Genomic DNA, 22,139 nt, shown 5'->3' with positions numbered 1-22,139 from the left:
ATGAAATTTAAATAATGCTGCTTTTGCCGCCTTTAAATTTTCTCCATTTGTAAAGGTTTAACATATTTATTGGCTGCTTATTCAATTTATATTATTTTAGCGGCACACAGATTTACCGGAATTAATCTAATGATGAGAAAAGTACTTTTAAGTGCTCTAATGCTATTTTTAGCATGGAGCAAACTATCTGCGCAAACGCAATATCAAAACACTGGCTGGTTTTTCTTCCTTAATAATACCAGATTTAATAAACATTGGGGTTTGCAGTTTGATTTACAATTACGTTCTGCCGATGGTTGGGATTATATGCGTAATACGTTGGTAAGACCAGGGCTAACTTATTTTATTAACGAAAAGCATAATGTTACGTTAGGCTATTTGTGGCAAACTACACAGAATAGGGTAGATGGGCTTGAAAATTTTACCCTAAATGAGCACCGCATTTTTGAGCAATATATTTATACACATAAACTCAATTCAATATTTGCCAGCCATAGGGTTAGGGTAGAGCAACGTTTTATTGGTAGAACGGGTGAGGATGTTTTTGCACAACGTTTTCGTTATTTCTTCAGGTTAATACAGCCTTTGCAAAAAATAGAATCGGGTTTTAAAAAGGGTCCTTTTGTTGCTTTACAGAATGAGGTTTTCTTAAATATCCAAAATAAGAAGCAAATTAATAATAGCTTTTTCGATCAAAATAGAATGTATCTGGCGGCAGGTTATCGTTTCTCCAAAGCGGTTGATGTTGAAGCGGGCTATATGAATCAGGCATCGCATGGGGCAAATAATAATACAATAAATAACATTGTTCAGCTGGCGCTTTATACGAGGTTTTAATGTTTTAAAGTCATTTTTTATAAAGCAGAATATACCAATTGTTAAATAAGTTGTAAATGAGTTTGCTTTTTGCTCAATTTGCGGCGATGAAACGAATTTCTATTTTATTTATTGCACTTTTATTTGGCAGGCGGATGCAGGCCCAAGAGATAAAAACCTCTGCAACAGAGAATTCTCCAGCTTCAAAAAGCTTATTTAATCCTGAGCATAAAAGGAATTTTTCCCGAAAGGGCGATTTCTTTTTTCACTGGGGGTATAACCATTCCTGGTATGATAAAAGTGATATTAGATTTACCGGGCCAAACTACGATTTTACTTTAAAAGATGTTGTTGCGCATGATAGACAATCAAAATTAGATTGGAATTATTTAAACCCTGCATTAATTTCCGTGCCTCAATATAATATTCGTGTAGGTTATTTTATAAAAGATAATTATAGCGTATCAATTGGTTGGGATCATATGAAATATGTAATGGATATCCCGCAAACGGTGGCAATTACAGGCTATATCGGTCCAAATATCACTGTAGAAAATGTTCCAACCGGGGCTTTGGCTGGCACATACAACGGCGAAAAAATTAATGTAACGGATAAAATGCTTACTTATGAACATACCGATGGTTTCAATTATGCCAATATTGAAGTTGCTCGTTATGATGATATTTGGGTTGCGCCTTCAGGAAATACTTCTTTAACTTTAGAAACTGGTGTTGGCTTTGGAATGATTGTGCCACGCTCTGATGTACGTTTATTTCAATTGGGAAGAAACAATCACTGGAATGTTGCAGGTTATGGTGTTTCTGTTGAGGCAGGACTGAAATTTTATCCATGGAAACATGTTTATTTCCAAAATACCACTAAACTCGGTACTACTAATTTGAAAACAGTACACACAACAGGTTATGATGAGTATGATAAAGCAAGTCAGAAAATTAACTATATAGAAAACTTCTTCGCTATTGGCGTTCAGTTTTAAAATTATAATTCACCTGAAACGATATTATACACTCGTTTCAGGTGAATTCTTCCAAGTGCTGCCTTTCCTATAAATCCAACAAACGCCTGTGGTAGTTTATTTGTCCTAAATGATACGTTAAATGGGTAGTTAAATGAACGAGAAAAAATTCTGTAGTCATTTTATCTTCAAAAACCACAAGCGGATATTCAGCGTTTAGGTCGTTTTCTGTTAAAACTTCAAGGGTTTTATTTAAAACCAAAATGGTATCCTCAATTTTTTTCACCAGTTCTTGCTGAGGAATATTTTTCAAAGAAAATTCCAATTCTCGGTTGCGCACATACCCTGATTGGCCAAGCGTTGCACCGATATAAGTATTGAGATTTCCAATTAGATGCAAGCAAAGATTTCCAGCAGAATTTAAAATACCCTTGTCTATAACCCAAAGATTGGATTCTGTTTTATATGATTCTATTTCAAATTTGAGTTTGTTTAAATCTCTATTAAAAAGCCAAATTAATGTTTGTGTTAGCATAGCTGCAAATTAATAGTTTTAACATTAACGTTTATCTGGAATTGAAAAAATATGGACAAAAAAAAGCGCTTGCAAAAAGCAAGCGCCCATCATTTATGTGTTTAAATGAGATTATATTTTACGTATTCTTCCTGATCCAACTACCGTTTTATCAATTTCAGGATTGCCACTATAATTTACGCTACCCGAACCGCTTATAAGTACATTAAGCTTACGATCTGCATGAATATTAACTGAACCCGAACCGCTAATGCGTGTAGAGAAATCTTGAGTAGTTAAACTTTTGCCATTAAAAGCGCCAGAACCACTGATGGTTACACTCGCTTCTTCGGTTTTGCCAGAGATATTTAAATTACCAGAACCACTAATTACACTGGTTACCTTTCTGGCATTTGTATTTACATTTACTTTACCAGAACCGCTAATTGTTGTAGCTAAATCTGAAGTGTTAACCGTACCCTCAACTGAAATGCTTCCATCACCACTCATTGTTAAGCTGCTAATTTGTTTTGCCGTTACATAAGCAATAATTTTTTTGCCTTCATATTTTCTCGACCAACTTTTCCAGCTTGTTTCCGGGCGGATAATTAAAATAGAACCTTTTACTTCAGCTACCAAAGTAGAAATAGCATCAGCATCGCCTTCAAATTTTAAACTTTCTGTATTGCCTAATTTTACAATAACCGTAATTGGACCACCAGCAGCAATACCATTAAAGTTTTTTACCTCACGCTCATCGCCAGTAATTTTAGTGATATTACTTTTAACAGAAGCAGCCATTACAGTATTAAAACCTGCCGTAAATATTAATGCTGCACATAGAATAGAGAATATTTTTTTCATTGTTTTATAGGTTTAGCGCCCCAGGGAATTTCCTTTAGGCTGATTATTAATTTTAAATATAAGACGACTGAGCTAAGCAAAAGTTGCACCAACAATAAAATTTTTCTTGCGTGTATGTAAAGGCTTGTCGAACAGAACATTTTAGATGATTTGGAAATGAACACTTCGGTAAACATGGCAATTGAAGCCCCGCTTTACACTCTATCCCGACAGAAAAATGTCGGGATGCCGTTTCAATCAGGTTTAAATTCAACCTTTTGTGCCTGGGAGCCATGATTTTGATGCGAAATGATTTAAAATCCTAATTTATTTTTTATTCGGGATGCGTTGCACTAACATCCCGAATAGCTTAAATATTTTAGATCATTTGGAAATGAAACTTTGGTAAAAATGGTTTACATACAAAGTTTGTGCTTGGAGTAAAAAATAAAAAAGGTGGAAGAAATTTAAATTTCTTCCACCTTTTAACACTGTATTTCTTTGAGTTTTTTTATTCTACACTTTTGGATTTAATATAAAACTGAGGATCGGTTTTAAAGTTTGCTGCTGTAACATCCGCATCAATCTTTGTGGTTTTCCAATCGTTGGTTGGTTTAATTAAACTATAGGAACCATTTTTTAAGGTTACTCTTATTGGCATATCAAAACCAGTTACATCTGTTACCCAACGATAAGATAAAATACCTGCATTAACTTTATATTCAAGCGTTGGAATTTGAGTATGGCGTAAATACTGGTCGAAAACCTTATCCAATTTTAAACCACTTTGTTTAATAATATAATTCTCAATTTCTGCTGTAGTTACGGTTTTATGGTAAAAAGTTTTGTTCAAACCTCTAAGTAATTGTCTAAACTTTTCATCATTATTCATTAACTGACGGATGGTGTGTACCAAGTTTGCACCTTTTGGATACATATCTCCAGATCCTTCTTTATTTACACCATAAGGACCAATAATTGGAATATCGTTTGAGATAATTTTCTGTAGGCCAACTGCGTATTCATTACCAGCGTCCTTATTTTCGGTACACTCCGTAAATAAAACTTCAGAGTAGTTGGTAAAACCTTCATGAATCCACATATCCGCAATATCTTTCGAGGTAATATTGTTGCCAAACCACTCATGTCCGCTTTCATGGATAGTAATAAAATCCCATTTTAAACCGTGGCCTGTACCACTTAAATCGCGGCCTAAATAACCTTTTTTAAATTGATTTCCATAAGCAACGGCACTTTGATGTTCCATACCTAAATGCGGAGCTTGTACAAGTTTGTAGCCATCCTTATAAAATGGATATGGACCAAACCAGTATTCAAAGCATTTTAACATCGGCTTTACATCTGCATCCCAGTGTGGGCGGGCTTTAGCACTATCGGCTTTTAACGACCAATAATCGATGCTTAAGTTTCCATTTTCACCAGCGAAGGTATCTTGCCAGTGCGCATATTTACCAATGTAAAAAGTTACACTATAATTGTTAATCGGATTGCTTACAAACCAATTATATTGAGTGTATCCACCAGGTTTTTCGACAGTATTTCTTAATTTTCCGTTAGAAATTTCCTGCAAACCTTTGGGTACGCTAATGCTAATTAAAACACTATCCACCTCATCACTTTGGTGATCTTTATTAGGCCACCAGCAGCTGGCACCAAAACCCTGGCAGGCTACAGAAACCCATGGATTTCCATCCGAATCTTTCTTAAAAATAAAACCGCCATCCCAAGGTGGTCTTTTTGCAATAACCGGGTTGCCCGAATAAAAAACAGTAAACTTTTCTTTGCTACCTTTTTTTATAGTTTTATTAAAAGTAACAAATACAGCATTATACTCTCTTGTAAAAGGTAATTCTGTGCCTTGATAAACTACTTTCTCTACTTTAAGATTTGCAAAAAGATCAAATTGTAATTTAGTGAAATCCTGTGTAGCAGTAAAAGCAAACTCATTACTTCCACTAATAAACTTCTGATCGATATCTATTTTAACATCCAGGTGGTAATAATTAATATCGTAACAAGTACGAAGTGGAGTTAAAGTTCCACGCAAACTATCCGCACGAGAATTTGGCTGATCTTTGCCCAATAACTGCGCATTAGCGGAAGAAATGCCCAAGCTTAGGGCAATTAAAACTAAAAGCTTCTTCATTTTTATTTAATAATATCTACTTCTACAAAACTATCATTAAAAACGGTTTGTGTAGCCTTTATATAATCCGCTTCTGTTGCTTTATAAGGATTATCAACAAACTTTTGTGGGTTGCGTGCAAATAAAGGAAAGGCTGTACTTTGTACCTGAATCATAATTCTGTGCCCTTTTTTAAAGGTATGCAACACATCCTGCAAGCGGAAATTTACATCAGTTTTTTGATTAGCTATCAAAGCCTCTGGCTTCTCGAAACTGTTTCTAAAACGTGCAGGCATAATTTCTGAGCGTACCATTTGCCAGTAATTACTTAACGTAATGTTTTTGTTTGGCATGTATGGGTTATTTGGCTCATCTCCAGGATATACATCAATCAGCTTTACAAAAAAATCAGCGTCTGTTCCTGTTGTAGCAATTTTTAAGTGCGACATAATTTCACCTCCCAACGTAACATCTTCTGTTAAAACATCGGTTTGATAAACCAATACATCTGGTCTGCGACCAGCAAAACGCTGATCTTCACTCATGTAATTGTGCGGTGTAAAGCCTAAAGTTGTTGTAATATCTTCGGTATAAGGAACTGGTTTAGCAGGATCACTGATGTAATTAACTGAAGCAGTTGCGCCTGGAGCCACCATACTTAATTTTCCATCTGCAGAAAGATATAACTTTTGTTTAGTAGCTTTTTCTGTAGGCCATTTGGTAAACGTTTCCCATTGTTTTTTGCCCGTATCAAACATGTAGGCTTCTGGTAAGCCAGAATTTTTATCACCACTGCCTTTTAAAAAGTGGTTAAAAAACTTCGATTCGATATTTTTTTGATAAAAAGTAGCAATACTATCGCCAAAATACACATTGCTATGCATGGTATGGCCAGTTTCACGGCTCCATCTTCCATGTCCGAATGGGCCCATAACAATAGTATTATACGCATTTGGGTTTTTCTTTTCTATGGTTTTATAAATATTTAAAGGGCCCGATAAATCTTCCGCATCATACCAACCACCAACTAACATTACTGCTGGTTTAATGGTGCCGTAGTGTTTCAATAATCCACGCTTTTGCCAAAATTCATCGTAATTTGGATGGTTAACCGTTTCCTGCCAGTAAAAATTATCTTTATAATATTTATCAGCGTTGCTTAATGAACCAAGATCTAATGCAAATTGATAACCATCTTTAGTGTTTGGCTTAATCATTTGGTTATTGTACCATGCTTTTGAAGTGGTATCAGTTTTTTGAACACCAAATACAGGAAAAGTCATGAAGTAACTTTGAAGGAAAGAGCCATTGTGGTGAAAATCATCAAAGAAAAAGTCGGAAATTGGTGCTTGTGGCGATGAAGCTTTTAAAGCAGGATGATTACTTAAAATGCCTGCTGCGGTATAAAAACCAGGGTAAGAAATACCCCACTGACCAACCTTGCCATTGTTGTTGCTTACATTTTTAACCAACCAATCAATAGTGTCATAAGTATCAGAACCTTCATCCACATCCGTTTTAGATTTTTTATTGTCTATTACCGGTGTCATGTTTGTCCAGGTGCCCTCACTTTTCCAACGGCCACGTACATCCTGCATCACAACAATATAGCCCTCTTTCATCATTAAATCAGAAGGACCTAAACGCGAAGGGAATTTATTTTCCCCATATGGAGCAATGCTATAACAGGTGCGTTGCATAATCATAGGGTATTTTTTCTGCGCTGATGCATCTTTGGGTGTATAAATAGCTGTAAAAAGTTTTACGCCATCACGCATGGTGATGTAAACTTCTTTCTTAGTATAATTTTCTTTTGCATAATTGGCGTCACTTTGTGCAAATGCTGCCGATGAAGAGAAAATAATAACGGAAACAATTAGTTTGAGGTATTTCATTTGGTTTTATTTTAAAACAGATACGGTAATATAAGAACTGTTAAATGTATCGTGGTAAATTTTTTGAGTAGCTTTTTGGAAATCTCCCTTTTCTGCCTGATAAATATCCATAAATTTCTGAGGATTTCTATCTGCCAGTGGGAACCAAGAGTTCTGAATTTGAATCATAATTTTATGTCCTTTTTTAAAAGTATGAGCAACATCAGGCAAGGGATAATTTACCTTTGTTATTGCGCCAGGTACAAATGGCTCAGGCTTTTCGAAGCTATTGCGGTATTTTCCTCGCATAATTTCACCTCTTACCAACATTTGGTAACCACCCATAATAATGTTTTTTGGGTTAGGTGTAGGGTTTGGTGCATCCTCCGGATAAACATCTATTAATTTAACCAAGTAATCAGCATCTGTTCCGGTGGTAGATACAACCAAGTTGGCTAAAACTGGTCCAGTTAACGTAATATCCTCTGTTAAAGCATCTGTTTCAAAACTTTTAACATCCGGTCGGCGAGCAGCAAAACGTTGGTCGTCAATCATATATTCGCGGGTTCTTCTTGCTTGAATGCCATCTTGATAAGGTACCGGATTATTTGGATCGCTCACATATTCATCCCAGCTATCGGTTCTACCAACTTTTTCGAAACCAAGCTTACCATTAGGTTGCAGGTATAAATTTTTAGTCTCGGTTTCTTGTGGTGGCCAGGTTGTAAATTTTTTCCATTCATTACTTCCCGTTACAAAAATATTAGCTTCGGCGGCGTTAAAATTACCTTCACCTTTTAAATAATGCTTAAAGAAGGGTAGTTCAAAGTTTTCCTGATATTGTGTACCTGTTGGTTGTCCAAATTGAATATCGCCAAAACTGTTGCCAACACTTCTAACCCAACCACCATGAAACCATGGCCCGGCAACTAAAATATTATTTGCTCCAGGGTTTTGTTTCTCAATGGCTTTATAAGTTGCAAAAGTTCCATAAGCATCTTCGGCATCAAAAAAACCACCCACAACCATAACTGCAGGCTTAACATTGGTTAGGTGGGGTAAAATTAAACGTGATTTCCAAAACGTATCTAAGTTTGAATGTTTAAATAAATCATTCCAGAATTTAATGCTATCTGCAAAATATTTTTCTTTCAGGTTTTTAAGTGATCCAGCCTCTAAGTAAAAACGATAGTTATCCTGAATAGGGAATTGGAAACCTTTAGGGCCTTTATCTGGTGTAATTGGTTTTGGTCTCGGTACGCCAAAAGTACTCATAAAGCTAAAGGCATCCATCAAAAACAAAGTTCCACGGTGATGAAAGTCATCGCCCATAAACCAATCTGTAACGGGCGCCTGTGGCGAAACAGCTTTTAAAGCTGGGTGTGCATTAGGTAAGGACGTTGTAGAGTAAAAACCAGGATATGAAATACCATAAATACCTGCGTTGCCATTATTGTTCTTAATGTTTTTAACCAACCAATCAATTGTATCGTAAGTATCTGTACTTTCATCAATATCTTTTTTGCCCTTTTTGGTCGCCTGCGGGCGAATATCCTCAAAAGTACCCTCACTCATCCACTTTCCTCTAACATCTTGATAAACAAAAATAAATCCCTCGCGCATCATTGCCGGAAAATTACCTAAACTGGTTTTATACTTATCTTCTCCATAAGGCGACACTGTATATGGTGTTCTGTTAATTAGGAAAGGGTATTTCTTTGATTGATTTTTAGGAATATAAATAGATGTAAAAAGTTTTACACCATCACGCATTGCAATCTGGCGTTCTATTTTAGTATAATTCTCTCTTACATAGGCCGAATCTGTTTGCTGGGCAAGTAATTGATTGGAAAAGATTAAGAAAAATACAAGGCTGCAAAGTTTAGTAAAGTTCATTTAAAATAGTTTTGAGGAATAAAATTTAAAGATAGATATAAGGATTGATTGGATAAAAAACATCAGGTAAAAGGTTTGTTAGCAAATGGAATAGATTTTATTTGCCTAATTCGTCATTTCTGTATCAGAATTTAGTTAAATTTAAGTGTTGCGATAATCTTTTAAACAGTTTTATCGTCTTACTCATAAATCATTTAAACATATAGAAATGAAGAGTTTAATTAATAAAGGATTAGCTGTTGTTGCTGTAGCAGCAATGATTGCTACATTAAATATAGATTCTGCATCTGCACAACGTGCAAGCAGGAGCGGAGGTGGCGGTGGCGGAAGAACAAGTTCTGTTGGAGCATCAAGAGGTGGTTCTTTTTCAAGGCAGCCCTCAATGCAGGCTTCATCAGGTGGAAGAATTTCACGCGCCCCAGGTGTTAGCAGTTATCGCCCGGGTCGTCCTGGCTATGCCCCCGGCCGTCCAGGTTATCGCCCAGGATACAGACCAGGCTATGGCTATAGGCCACATTTTGGCTATAGACCATATTATAGCTATTATAATTATTACAGGCCATTTTTAGGTTTCCGTATTAATGTATTGCCATTTGGTTATTATCCTTTCTGGTTTGGGCCAAGTCAATATTATTATTCAGGTGGTTTATTTTATCAACAAAATAATGATAATTACGAAGTGGTTGTACCGCCAGTAGGTGCAGAAGTGCCAAGTTTACCATCAGATGCACAGCAAGTAACCATTAATGGGCAGAATTATTACGAATATAAAGGTGTTTACTACACCCAAAGTACCAATGCCGATGGCAAAGCAGTTTATGTGGTAGCAGGTAAGGATGGAGTTTTAAATACAGGCGATAATCCTGCTTCAAACTATCAAATTGGCGATATTATAGATCAATTGCCCGAAGGATGTAGAGAAGTAACCATTAAAAATGAGAAATATTTCGTTTCTCCAGATGATGTTTACTACGAAGAAGTGATAGATGGAAACAAAACAAGTTATCGCGTTATTGGTAAGTTGTTTTAATAGCCAGTAGTTTTTGCCGCCACAGAAGTTTAGCATACAGGTAGATTTATAATTTCTCTGTAGTGTTTAAAGTTCTGTGGCTTTTTTATGCCCTCTTTTATACAACATTATATACTTTTACAATCAATATATTTTGGCATAGAATGAAACTAATTACAATATCCGTACGCTCGTTTTTACTTCTAAGTTTTACTTTGCTATGCGCCTGCAGCAATCAGCGGTTAGTATCTAAAAAGCAAGAGAAAGAAACCACCATCTCCGCAATTAAGTTTTTAAGCGAGTATACGCTTCCTTATCACCTGGATTATAATAATACCATAGTTGGAGGTTTATCAGGAATAGATTATGATGCGCAGAATAACCAATATTTTATCATAAGTGATGATCCTTCGCAGTTTAGCCCAGCAAGAATTTATACCGCAAAAATTGACATTAAAGACAACAAAATAGATACCGTAAAATTTACTGGCGTTACGTTTATGTTGCAGGAAAACGGACAGCAGTTTCCAAAATTTGGAACCACAAAAAAGGTAAAGGCCGATGGCGAATCTGTACGTTATAATCCATTAACCAAGCAATTACTTTGGAGCAGTGAAGGCGAACGTTTGTTTAAAAATGGTGATACTATGATTGTGCAACCTACGCTAACTAATATTAATTTGAATGGAAGTTTTGTAGATACCATTCCTTTGCCCGCTGGCTTTCAGTTTACAAAAACTGAAAATGGTGTTAGAAAAAATGCCCTTTTTGAAGGAACAACCTATGCTGATAATTATAATACCATTTACACTAGTTTAGAAGAACCAAGATATGAAGATGGACCGAAAGCTAGTTTTGGGTACGATAAGGCACTAACCAGAATTTTGAAATTTGATGCAAAAACGAAAAAAAACACCGCTCAATATGCATACAACCTAGGCGAATTACCGGTTAAGCCTTCAGTTGATATGGATTGGAATATAAATGGAATATCAGAAATTTTGGCTGTAAACAATCATACTTTATTGGTTATGGAGCGTGCTTGGGCTAAAGGACATGATGACCATACTTTTATTAAAATTTTCTTAGTTGATTTAAATGATGCAGAGAATGAAATTAATAATCCTTCTTTTGTTAAAAACCCTCCTAAACCACTTAAAAAGAAACTACTGTTTGATTTTGATACCTTAAACAGGTATATTGATAATTTTGAAGGGGTAACATTTGGTCCGAAATTACCCAACGGGCACAATACCTTAATTTTTATTGTTGATGATAACTTTGCCAAGAATGAAAAGGGACAAATCTTTTTATTTGAAGTAATTCCTTAAAAGAAATTAATACAAACTGTGGTTGTCGTTTAGACAACTTTTTGTTATGTTTGTATAGCCTTCTATTTTTAAGTAAGAAATAATGTTTTTCTTTTATACACTTTCTCTTTTATTTACAATTAAAGTTTCTCCAAATGAGAATAGTTTATTTAAAGAAGCTGATGGACTTCAGCAAAAAACATGCAGACGCAACTAAGAGCCTATCAGTTTGGAAGATAATTGTTGGAAAAGTAATATGGAAAACCCCATTAGACATAGCAAAGAGTTTTCCTAATTCAAAAATTATAAATGGTCGGCGAGCTAGATTCAAAATAGTTGGCAATAAATATCGTATTATAATTGAAGTAGATTTTGAGGATGATATTGTTGAAATAAGGTTTGTTGGTACACATGCCGAATATGATAAAATTGATGCAATTAAAATATAAATAGTCTAAAATTAGAAAGTTATGAGTACAGCAACTCAATGGTTTTTATTAGAGAATGAGGAAGATTATAACCTTGCAACCTCTCGTTACGAAGAAATAAAATATGCATCAAAAAGCTCTGCTGAGTACAGAGAGAAAATGTTACTGGTACATCTTATTTCAGATTATGAAAACAAAGAGTGGGATTTGCCAACTGTAGATCCTATTGAAACAATAAAGATAAGAATGGAAGAGTTTGGCTTAAAACCAGCAGATTTAACCAAGAAATACGGTGACAAGGGCAACATTAGTAAGGTGCTAAATTACCAACGGTTTTTATCTTTAAGCATGATTAGGAAGTTTAGCACAGCTTTACACATCCCCGCAGATATGCTAATTCAAGAGTATTCTTTAAAAGGTTAACATCTATAACTATAAAACTGATTTACCTTATTATTCCATCATACAGGAATGTTTTAGGCTAAAAATTATTAAACACCTCCTTATGAAATTTAAAGCATTATTATTCGATTTAGACGGTACGCTTATCGATTCTGAATTTTTTCACTATGAATGTTGGAACGAAATTCTCGAAGAATATAATGTTTCCTTAACCTACCAGGATTGGCTTGCAACTTATGCTGGTGTTCCATTACCAGTAAATGCTAAAAACCTACTCGAAAAGTATAATATCAACGCCGTATTGGAAGATGTTGTAATTAGGAGGGAAAACCTAACGCTAGAAAGGTTAAAAACTAAAGATGTTAACCTGATGCCACATGTAACTGAATTTCTTGATTATTTTTACAATAAAGGATTAACAATGGCATTAGTCACTTCGAGTCCACGTAAAGATGTTGAAGCTGTATTTGAAAGAAATGGACTTGATAAATATTTTAGCTTAGTTATTACCCGAACTGAAGTTACAAAAAGCAAGCCCGATCCGGAAAGCTATAACATTTGCTGCCAAAAGCTAAATATACCTAAAGCGTATTGCTTGGTGTTTGAAGATACCATAAATGGCGTAAAATCGGCCGTTGCCGCAGAAATAACTTGTTTTGCTATTCAAAATAATATTAACGATCACGAAAAATTAAGTATTGCAGATAAGTTATTTCCTGATTTTTGTGAAGCTAAGAATTACATTCTTCAGCATGAATTAATTTAATGCACAGAGCGGAAAAAAATCAATCCCAAATAAAAATTAAGAATACACTTTCATTGTAAAATTGTTCCTTTTAGGGTGAGTCTTTAAACTTTTGACTTTCAGCTTTTCGCCTTTTTTCTCTACATTTGGGTCATCAAAAAAAATCCATAAATTATGCAATACGATGTCGTTGTTATCGGTTCAGGTCCTGGTGGTTATGTTGGAGCAATCCGTTGTGCCCAGTTAGGCTTAAAAACTGCCGTAGTAGAAAAATATAAAACTTTTGGAGGTACTTGCTTAAACGTAGGTTGTATTCCATCAAAAGCACTGTTAGATTCTTCTGAACATTTCCATAACGCAGCCCACACCTTTACCACTCATGGTATTAACCTTAAAGATTTAAAGGTTGATATGAAACAAATGATTGCCCGTAAAGATGATGTAGTAGCTCAAAACACTGCTGGTATTACATATTTATTCAAAAAAAATAAAATAGATTCTTTCGAAGGCGTTGGCTCTTTTGTTGATAAAAATACAATTCTAGTTACCAAAGCAGATGGTACTACAGAAACCTTATCGGCTAAAAATGTAATCATTGCTACAGGTTCTAAGCCAACAGCATTGCCATTTTTACCAATAGATAAAAAACGCATCATTACCTCTACTGAAGCTTTAAATATTAAAGAAGTGCCAAAAACCATGGTTGTTATTGGTGGCGGTGTTATCGGGTTAGAGTTAGGCTCTGTTTATGCACGTTTAGGTACAAAAGTTTCGGTTATCGAATTTTTACCTTCAATTATTGCTACAATGGATGCTGGCTTAGGTAAAGAACTTCAACGTGTGTTAAAGAAATCTTTAGGCATGGAGTTTTTTATGGGGCATAAAGTTACCGGAGCATCTGTAAAAGGAAAAACCGTTACCGTTACTGCAGATAATGCCAAAGGCGAAGCCGTTAGTTTTGATGCAGATTATTGCATCGTAGCCGTTGGTCGTACCGCTTACAGCGAAGGTTTAGGTTTAGATAAAATCGGAATTACCGTTGAAGAAAGAGGTAAAAAAATCCCTGTAAATGAGCATTTAGAAACTTCAGTTAAAGGTGTTTATGCAATTGGTGATGTTATTACCGGCGCTATGTTGGCACACAAGGCAGAAGATGAAGGAACTTATGTTGCAGAAACTATTGCAGGCCAAAAACCACATATTAACTACAATCTAATCCCTGGAGTTGTTTATACCTGGCCAGAGGTTGCTTCTGTTGGCCAAACAGAGGAGCAATTAAAAGAAAAGGGTAAAAAATATAAAGCAGGTTCTTTTCCTTTTAAAGCAAGCGGACGTGCAAAGGCGAGTATGGATACCGATGGTTTCATTAAAGTTTTAGCTGATGCAGAAACGGATGAAGTTTTAGGGGTACACATGATTGGACCTCGTGCTGCCGATATGATTGCAGAAGCTGTTATTGCTATGGAATTCCGTGCATCTGCAGAGGATATTGCACGCACCTGCCATGCGCACCCAACTTATACAGAAGCTTTAAAAGAAGCTGCTTTAGCTGCTACTGATAATAGAGCAATTCACATTTAATTAAGGCATTTCTAATTTAAGAAAATGCTAATAATAGGCACGAAGAGCATGAGGTAGTTAAAAACCTGATGATCTTTGTGCCTTTCTCGTTTAATTTTTAGCTTAATAAATTAGCATCAATCTATGAAATACTTTAATGTGCTTACCATAGCAGGTTCTGATAGCGGTGGCGGAGCTGGAATACAGGCTGATTTAAAAACGTTTTCTGCTTTAGGTTGCTACGGTACATCTGTTATTACTGCTGTAACAGCGCAAAATACGCTCGGTGTTAAATCAATTCACAGCATTCCTGTTCATGTTATTATCGATCAACTTCAAGCTGTTTTAACGGATATAAAACCAGTTGCCATTAAAATTGGAATGATTAACCGTGCCGAAGTGGTGGATGCAATTTATGAAGAGCTGATTAAATATGATAAAGTTCCAATAATTTTGGATCCGGTAATGGTAGCAACCAGCGGTCATAAATTAATTGAATCCAATACAATTACACACCTTAAAGAAAAATTATTTGCTGCAGCTACATTAATTACCCCCAATATTGATGAAGCAATTATCCTATCGGGACAAAAAATAAACAGCGTTGAACAAATGATTACCGCTGGTAAAAATATCGTTAATCAAGGTGTAAATGCAGTGCTTATAAAAGGCGGGCATCTTCCGGGGCTTATTATGTATGATGTATTGATTGAGAGAGATCATGAACCCGTAATTTTCGAAAGTCCTTTTATACCTTCCAAAAATTTACATGGTACAGGTTGCACACTTTCTTCAGCTATTGCTGCCGAGATGGCGAAGTACAATAATCTTTCTGTTGCAATAAAAAAGGCTAAGAAATACCTCAGTAATGCAATTTTAGCTGGCAGTGCAGTAAAAACAGGAACAGGTAATGGCCCGTTGAATCATTTTTTTGATCCTTTAAAACTAATAATACATTAAAACAGTACGGTTTTATAACTGATAACTGTAAATTTTTATGTTGCTTTTAAAGATAAATGTTAAAAATTGTGACTATTAGCAATAGATTTAAGACCTTTGTGTCTACTTATATTTATTTATTATTACAGCTAAATTTTGGAAGAAACACACGCAAAACAGGATACCATCCAATCACCACAAGTAAAAAATGTACCTGTAGCGCAAAGTACCCCAAATAGAATTCGCCTTGCTGTATCTTTATTTTATTTCGGACAGGGAATTGCCTTTGCTTCATGGGCAAGCCGCATTCCAGATATTAAACACAGCTTAAATTTATCAGATGGTGCTTTAGGTAGTATTTTACTTGCCTTGCCACTTGGCCAATTAGTTACCATGCCAATTTCAGGTAGTTTAGTTACAAAATTTGGAAGCAAAAGAATTTTAACAATTACCGCACCTTTATATGTTTTAGCTTTAAGTAATTTAGGTTTGGCAACAGCTCCATGGCATTTGGCTGCATTTTTATTTATATTCGGCGTAGTAGGTAATATGTGTAATATAGCCGTTAATACACAGGGTGCCGAAGCTGAAAAATTATTTGGAAGGCCTATTATGACTTCCTTTCATGGTGCATGGAGCATTGCTGGTTTTTCTGGTGCCTTACTAGGTTTATTAATGGTTAACCTACACATTATTCCATATTATCATTTTTGGGTTATTGCAGTTTTAATATGGGTAAATGTTTTCTTAAATTATAAGCATCTCGTACCCGGAAAAGGTGCAACAAGCGAAAGAAAACCTAAGTTATTTGTAATGCCTCAAGGAGATTTGCTGCAATTGGGTATTATTGGCTTTTGCAGTATGGCAACAGAAGGGGCAATGTTTGATTGGAGCGGTGTGTATTTTAAAGAAATTGTTAAAGCCCCAACTTCCCTCGTTATATTAGGTTATGCATCCTTTATGATTATGATGGCTACCGGCCGCTTTGTTGGCGATAAGATTATTGCTAAAATGGGTCGTAAAAAAACCATTCAAATCAGTGGCTTAATTATTTCTACAGGCATGTTTATTTCTGTTCTTTTTCCTTTTGTTGTTACCGCTACCTTAGGTTTTATGTTAGTAGGTATTGGGGTTTCCAGTATTGTACCCACAGTTTACAGTGTTGCAGGTAAAAATGGAAAAATTGCACCGGGCATGGCAATCGCTGTTGTATCAAGTGTTAGCTATTTTGGCTTTTTAATGGGCCCACCTCTAATTGGGTATATTTCACAGCTATCAAGCCTCCAATATTCTTATGCTGTAATTGGCTGCTTTGGTTTGCTGGTTAGTTTTATCGTAACAAAAATTAAAGCAATAGAATAATTTCTACTCTTTCTGTATTAAATTGTGCTCCTTTAAAATAGCTACTGATAACTCTATTAGTCTAAAGTTTTCATCTAAGTGCCCGTGCTGTACCTCCACATTTATATATGGAATATTATTTTGCATAGCATAAACAGATAGAGAGCCATCGTTACTAGCAAATTTAGATTGGAGAATTACATTAACATTTGCTTTTTTAAAGCTGCTAAATAATCTCGGCTCAGTTACATAAATTAAGTCATCTCCATCCATTTCGAAATTGATAAATACAGAATCTGCCGTACTAGATAAATCATATCCCGGCAGGTAAGATGAAATGCCAAAACCACCATCGCCATTGTTGTGCAACGTTAAAATATAACCTGTTGATTTTGGATCGTAAAAATCTATAATCTGTTTCCCTGCTTTAAGTAAGGCTTCTTCAACCTCAGTTGTACTGTATTGGCTTTTTTTAAGGCGGGTATGTACACCTGTTTTGGTATATATCGCGTTAGGATCAATCCGGTATGGATCATCCATATAAGTAAAATTATAATCTCTTACACTGCCATATTGACTATCAATGATTTCACCTCCATACCACTTTATATAATCAAAACCAGCTTTTACACCAGTATCTTCATCATCATGTACAACTAAAAATTTTACACCATTAGCATTATAACTATATTTTACCAATTGCACATCTAAATCATATAATTTAATAACAGATGTATCGGTAGTCATAGCATCAAAAATAGGCGGGTGTTGTGCTTTAACCAACATTGCTACATGAACCAGAATAATACTAAGGATAACTTTAAACATATCTGTAATATACAATGATGGGGATAAGTTTGTTTGGTAATGGAGGTTTTAGCAAAGCGATAAATGAATTGGAAACACTGTAGTTTCTTAAAGAGGTTGCAATTGGCATTCTTAGTTTCAGGATTCCAATTATTTGCAAACATAACATTGAACCTAATTTGAATATTGTTGAGATTAGCTAATTGCAGAATGTCAATCAATTTGATTCATATAATGTAAAGCTTGATTTCAAAATCTAGCTTTACCATTATGTCTTTGCTTATTCACGGGTTCTGAGAACCCTTTTTATCGTTTGTTCGGGATGCCCTGCGGAACATCTCGAACAGCTGATTATTGCAAAACCATTGTTAGCAGATAGCCTTCTCTGTTTGTCCAGCTGTTCGAGATGTTAGCTTTTTCAGCGCATCTCGTACTATTGATAAAGCTGGATTTTCAATCTAGAAACCCTTTTATGCCTAAAGCATATTCACTATTCTTTAGTTCGGGATGCCCTGCTGAACATCTCGAACAGCTGGAATTCAACCTGTATTAACATCAACTGTTGGAATATTTGAAAAATATAATCTACTCAGTTCTTTTAAAAACTCTTCAAAGTAAACCCAATGTACTTTTAAAACACAAATTTTAAAATTATAAGCAACAAAAAATGCAACCAAACTATAATCTCTAAAGCTGCGCAATAAATAAAAACGACTAGGCATTTGTTTAGCAGCAACAAAAAAGCCAACTATAAAATTATTGGGTAGGGTATAGCTCCGGGTGCCAATTTTAAACTTCAATTGCAGTTCTATATATTCACCTCTTTGTTTTAAAATAAAACAAAGCACAGGTACATCGGACGCAAAATAGCAAGGTATTAAAAGCTGCTTTTGCGGTTTGCCCTTTACATTACGCATACCATGTGTGCAATAATAAAAACTAAAAAGTTGCCTGCTTAGCAAGGGCAAGGCCTGTTGATATAAAACAAATAAATTACGCTGTTTTAAAACATTTGCACGGTTAATGGCATCAATATTTAAGCTATTGGCTGTAAAAGCATGTTGCTGTATTAAGGCCAGGGTTTGCATTTGTTTACAAATATCCATCAGCAAACTTTGTGTTTGGCTTAAAACAAAGGCAGGTGCTGTGCTACCTGTACCAACAAAGCCATTAAAATATTTAATAGCAGTTTTGTTTTGCGTTAATTTAGCCCAATAAGGTATTAAAAAAGGATAATGTTGCGTGTGCCAACGCTTTAAATCTGTATAGGCAAGGCAAAAGCCAACTGTGTAAGGTTGTGTAACATTAGGTTTTTCATCAATAAACCATAAAGGCGATAGGGTAGCAGGTTCGGCAAGGTTAAGCTTTGGTAAAACGGTACTTGGTTTTAAAAAGCTATAACCAGCCTTTTGGCTTATGCACAAACCTTGTTTAGCTTTAGTTATTTTTAAATAATCGCTTTTGCCGTTCTCCTTAAAAAAATTAGGCCAGTAATAAATTTCAAAACTATATTGTTCGGCAACGCCAATTAAATCTCTTAAAGCAAAATAAGTGTATCGGCTTAAATAAATATCAGTAGTATTTACACTGCAACTTACCAATAGGGCGGTAGGTGTAACATTTAAATAAACCTTTTCTACAGGCTCCTTATTTAATTGTACGGCTAACTCCAAAATACCATGTGTAAAATTTAGCCCTTGCAGGTTTACCAAAGTGTAGGGGTTGCTGATTTTGCGGTAGGCCGATAAACCATTTAAAGTATTTAAGCTAAGGGTAAAACTATTAGCCGTAAATGGTAAGCTAAACCACTTGTTTAATGCCAAAGGCTTTGTAAATTGGTTGCGCATAAGGTTAGGTATTTATGTGCTTTAAATTTGTAACTATAAAGCTGGGTACTCAACCACAGGTAAATGTTTTTAACAACCTTTGTATTGTTTTTTACACTACAAATAATTTAGATATATTTGGAATATGGAAACCGCACATAAAACCAACAAACCACATTTAGGTCGCAAAATTACTCGCATACGCGAATTAAGAGGCATGAAACAAGATGCCCTTGCAACCGAATTAGGCATTAGCCAGCAAGCGGTAAGTAAGTTGGAACAAAGCGAAACCATTGAAGATGAAGTTTTAGAAAAGATTGCTAAGGTTTTGGGGGTTACAGCAGAAGGAATTAAAAACTTTACTGAAGAAGCGGTTTTTAATATCATATCAAATACCTACCACAATTCTAGCAGTGATAATTCAACTTTAATTGCAAGTTCATTAAACTACCAACCAACCTTTAATACTATTGAAAAAATAGTAGAGCTATACGAACGTTTGTTGCAAAGCGAACGAGAGAAAGTAGAGATTTTGAAGAATAAATAATTTAACAATTATTCATTAGTACTCTATAGACTAATTGCTAAAATTAAATGGCAATCGGGTTCGAATTCCTTCCAAGGTATGCATTCGAAGTAATATTCTACAGTACATCATCACTCCCGTATGAAATCTATATTTTAAACTAACTTATTCCTAAAATTATCTCAGAATATTTATTTATCATGCAAATTATGTCTCTTAAAGAAAAACTTCTAACTGAAATAGCTTTAGCCATAAATTATCATTAATAAATTCAGCAAAAGAGCATTCGCTATAGTCAAATTTATAATCAGCAGGTTTTTAGCTGAACAAATATTCGTACAGACGATTCTCAATTGCTATTTTTCTCGGATCATTGCTTTTGCTAATTCCATTTCCACATCTTGTTTATTTAAGTATTCTTGAATAGTAGGCCGAATTTCATAATCCGGACTTAAACCATGACCAAATGGGATAGAATTGTTTTGTGTTTCGAGCACAAACTTACATAGTGGAATTCTACCAGGTAATGCTGTATTCGGTAGGGTGAATTTTAAAAAGCTTCCGCTGGTATTGCCATAGTATCCCCCTCCTGTTTCTTCTCCTATAAAAACTGCGTTTGAATGGTTTTTCGCAAGTGAAGCAAATTCAGAACCTCCAGAAAAAGTCAACCCGCTTATCAAAATGTAAACATTCCCATAGAAATGAATGGAACTTGGTGGAAGGCCATCATAATATCCTTTTTTGTTCAGATACCTTCCATCAACTGCCTTATAAAATTCTTCCGATAATTCCTTTTTAAGGATGTCTGCTTCGTCTTTGTAATCGGTGTACTTTAGAAAAGAATAACTAAATGATGGAATTTCAACATACTTATACTTCTGATAACTTTTAGTGCTGAAATAGGAAAGCAAAATATCTTCCATTCCCTGCGAACCACCTTCGTTTTTTCTAATATCGATGATTAGATTTTTTATGTGTTTGCTGTTAATTGTAGTAAAGATCTCATCTAAATACTTTTGAAAGCCCTTTTTACCACCCTTATAGTTTCTCGATCCAAGATCGTTTACCGTTAATTTGGCAAGATTTTTTAAAGTATCAAGTGAAAATTCTGATGGTTTTGAAAATTTATAATCTGTATTTTCCTTAATAAATTTTTGATAAAATATTGCATATTCTTTTGATGTTAAAGCTGGAATATTGTAAGTAATGTTATCTGCTGTTGCAGACACAAATTCGATCTTAAAAGATTTTGTTTTTTCAAAAAATCGCCGGTAGTATTTAGCAAATGAATTTTCTATCCAATGCTCTTTACTGGTGATATTATAACCATCAGCCGGCTCAATACTTTCGAATTTAGACAATATAGTACCTGCATCAAGCCCATTAATTTTTGAAATCATTAACCCTTTCGTTTTAAGATCTTCATGATCATTTAGTACATATATTTTTCTGTTGATGATTTTAACAAGAAAGGGGAAATAACCGCCACTTTGTTTAAAATAATCATTGATTCCATCGGAAGTGGAAATATAACAATGACCTTCCTTTGTAAAAGCGGTGATTGGGGCAACAATTTTATAGAAATCCAAAGCAGTCATTTGGTCGCGAAGTTTAGCATTTTGGACATTGCAAAGGCTGTCAAATTGTGTATAACTGTTATACCACAACCCAACATGCGTTTCCAGATACGCATTTTTTAAGAAATCAAAATCTTGCTGGAGTTCCTTAATGCTATACTTTTTTAAATTTTCAGAAAGGGTAGAGGTGCAAATCGTATAGTCTCCTTTATCAGAGTTTTCTGCTTCTTCAAGTGGTTTCACCGCAATAATATATTTTCCTGACACATTAGGTGAAAACACTATTTTTTCTATGCCTTTTTGACCTGTAGGGCTATCTTTTTGTTCTAAAATTTTATTCTTTTCATCCTTTAAATAAACTACTACATCTATTCCGAGCTGCTCTACCGAAATATTATAATATACATCTTTAGTTAACCGAACTTCGAATTCGGCTTGTTGCTTACGCTCAATAGAATGCCTTTCAGATTTAGAATTAACTTTAATCTTGGTTATATTTTGTGCTATGCAGATGTTACTTGTTAGTATACTTAGGATGATGATTAATCTATACATTTCAATTTTTTGATTTAACAAATCTATCTTGTTTTCATTAAAGTCTAT

Annotated in this window: 19 protein-coding genes; 11 read left to right on the top strand and 8 right to left on the bottom strand. The window is 34.9% G+C overall.

Annotation, left to right across the window (positions count from 1 at the left end; translation table 11 throughout):
* Positions 1–129: 129 nt before the first annotated feature.
* Positions 130–837, top strand: a complete 708-nt coding sequence (locus EHC72_RS16475) for a DUF2490 domain-containing protein (protein ID WP_246029447.1) — start codon at positions 130–132, stop codon at positions 835–837.
* Between the two features lie 56 nt (positions 838–893).
* Positions 894–1,814, top strand: a complete 921-nt coding sequence (locus EHC72_RS16470) for a hypothetical protein (protein ID WP_246029446.1) — start codon at positions 894–896, stop codon at positions 1,812–1,814.
* A 67-nt stretch (positions 1,815–1,881) separates the two neighbouring features.
* On the opposite strand, the gene EHC72_RS16465 is transcribed toward EHC72_RS16470, so the two are convergent.
* The 5 genes from EHC72_RS16465 to EHC72_RS16445 form a co-directional block, all read right to left on the bottom strand.
* Entirely contained in the window at positions 1,882–2,328 is a 447-nt protein-coding gene (locus tag EHC72_RS16465) for a DUF1572 family protein (protein WP_131538806.1), read from the bottom strand.
* A gap of 111 nt (positions 2,329–2,439) precedes the next feature.
* Positions 2,440–3,171, bottom strand: a complete 732-nt coding sequence (locus EHC72_RS16460) for a head GIN domain-containing protein (protein WP_131538805.1) — start codon at positions 3,169–3,171, stop codon at positions 2,440–2,442.
* 490 nt (positions 3,172–3,661) lie between these two features.
* Positions 3,662–5,317, bottom strand: a complete 1,656-nt coding sequence (locus tag EHC72_RS16455) for a M1 family metallopeptidase (protein WP_131538804.1) — start codon at positions 5,315–5,317, stop codon at positions 3,662–3,664.
* A 2-nt stretch (positions 5,318–5,319) separates the two neighbouring features.
* Positions 5,320–7,191 (bottom strand): CocE/NonD family hydrolase, encoded by a 1,872-nt coding sequence (locus tag EHC72_RS16450; RefSeq protein ID WP_131538803.1) that lies wholly within the window; start codon positions 7,189–7,191, stop codon positions 5,320–5,322.
* Between the two features lie 6 nt (positions 7,192–7,197).
* A complete protein-coding gene (locus EHC72_RS16445) occupies positions 7,198–9,066 on the bottom strand; it encodes a CocE/NonD family hydrolase (RefSeq protein ID WP_131538802.1) in 1,869 nt (622 codons plus the stop codon).
* 208 nt (positions 9,067–9,274) lie between these two features.
* Between EHC72_RS16445 and EHC72_RS16440 the strand changes: the two genes are divergently transcribed.
* The 8 genes from EHC72_RS16440 (at position 9,275) to EHC72_RS16405 (ending at position 16,821) form a co-directional block, all read left to right on the top strand.
* Positions 9,275–10,096 (top strand): DUF6515 family protein, encoded by an 822-nt coding sequence (locus EHC72_RS16440; protein ID WP_131538801.1) that lies wholly within the window; start codon positions 9,275–9,277, stop codon positions 10,094–10,096.
* Between the two features lie 143 nt (positions 10,097–10,239).
* Positions 10,240–11,406 carry an esterase-like activity of phytase family protein gene (locus EHC72_RS16435; RefSeq protein WP_131538800.1) on the top strand — a complete coding sequence of 389 codons (1,167 nt, stop codon included), beginning with the start codon at positions 10,240–10,242 and terminating at the stop codon, positions 11,404–11,406.
* A 134-nt stretch (positions 11,407–11,540) separates the two neighbouring features.
* Positions 11,541–11,834, top strand: a complete 294-nt coding sequence (locus tag EHC72_RS16430) for a type II toxin-antitoxin system HigB family toxin (protein WP_131538799.1) — start codon at positions 11,541–11,543, stop codon at positions 11,832–11,834.
* A 21-nt stretch (positions 11,835–11,855) separates the two neighbouring features.
* Positions 11,856–12,236 (top strand): helix-turn-helix domain-containing protein, encoded by a 381-nt coding sequence (locus EHC72_RS16425; RefSeq protein ID WP_131538798.1) that lies wholly within the window; start codon positions 11,856–11,858, stop codon positions 12,234–12,236.
* Between the two features lie 82 nt (positions 12,237–12,318).
* Positions 12,319–12,981, top strand: a complete 663-nt coding sequence (locus EHC72_RS16420) for an HAD family hydrolase (protein ID WP_131538797.1) — start codon at positions 12,319–12,321, stop codon at positions 12,979–12,981.
* A gap of 153 nt (positions 12,982–13,134) precedes the next feature.
* Complete coding sequence (gene lpdA, locus EHC72_RS16415) at positions 13,135–14,541, top strand: dihydrolipoyl dehydrogenase (RefSeq protein WP_131538796.1); 1,407 nt, start codon at positions 13,135–13,137, stop codon at positions 14,539–14,541.
* A 123-nt stretch (positions 14,542–14,664) separates the two neighbouring features.
* Entirely contained in the window at positions 14,665–15,480 is an 816-nt protein-coding gene (thiD, locus tag EHC72_RS16410; protein WP_131538795.1) for a bifunctional hydroxymethylpyrimidine kinase/phosphomethylpyrimidine kinase, read from the top strand.
* A gap of 135 nt (positions 15,481–15,615) precedes the next feature.
* Positions 15,616–16,821: an MFS transporter gene (locus EHC72_RS16405; RefSeq protein WP_131538794.1), complete on the top strand. Its 1,206-nt coding sequence runs from the start codon at positions 15,616–15,618 to the stop codon at positions 16,819–16,821.
* A 3-nt stretch (positions 16,822–16,824) separates the two neighbouring features.
* Here EHC72_RS16405 and EHC72_RS16400 read toward each other — a convergent pair whose 3' ends face one another.
* Both EHC72_RS16400 and EHC72_RS16395 read right to left on the bottom strand, forming a co-directional pair.
* Complete coding sequence (locus EHC72_RS16400) at positions 16,825–17,628, bottom strand: hypothetical protein (RefSeq protein ID WP_131538793.1); 804 nt, start codon at positions 17,626–17,628, stop codon at positions 16,825–16,827.
* 518 nt (positions 17,629–18,146) lie between these two features.
* Complete coding sequence (locus EHC72_RS16395) at positions 18,147–19,454, bottom strand: hypothetical protein (RefSeq protein ID WP_131538792.1); 1,308 nt, start codon at positions 19,452–19,454, stop codon at positions 18,147–18,149.
* A gap of 124 nt (positions 19,455–19,578) precedes the next feature.
* On the opposite strand from EHC72_RS16395, the gene EHC72_RS16390 reads away from it, so the two are divergent.
* Entirely contained in the window at positions 19,579–19,980 is a 402-nt protein-coding gene (locus EHC72_RS16390; RefSeq protein WP_131538791.1) for a helix-turn-helix domain-containing protein, read from the top strand.
* Positions 19,981–20,315: 335 nt separating this feature from the next.
* Here the strand turns inward: EHC72_RS16390 and EHC72_RS16385 are convergent, their stop codons facing one another.
* Positions 20,316–22,091 (bottom strand): S41 family peptidase, encoded by a 1,776-nt coding sequence (locus EHC72_RS16385; RefSeq protein WP_131538790.1) that lies wholly within the window; start codon positions 22,089–22,091, stop codon positions 20,316–20,318.
* Positions 22,092–22,139 lie beyond the last annotated feature (48 nt).

The sequence above is a fragment of the Pedobacter nototheniae genome (assembly GCF_004335085.1).
Classification (GTDB): domain Bacteria; phylum Bacteroidota; class Bacteroidia; order Sphingobacteriales; family Sphingobacteriaceae; genus Pedobacter; species Pedobacter nototheniae.
This window is presented reverse-complemented; position numbering and strand designations above follow the sequence as displayed.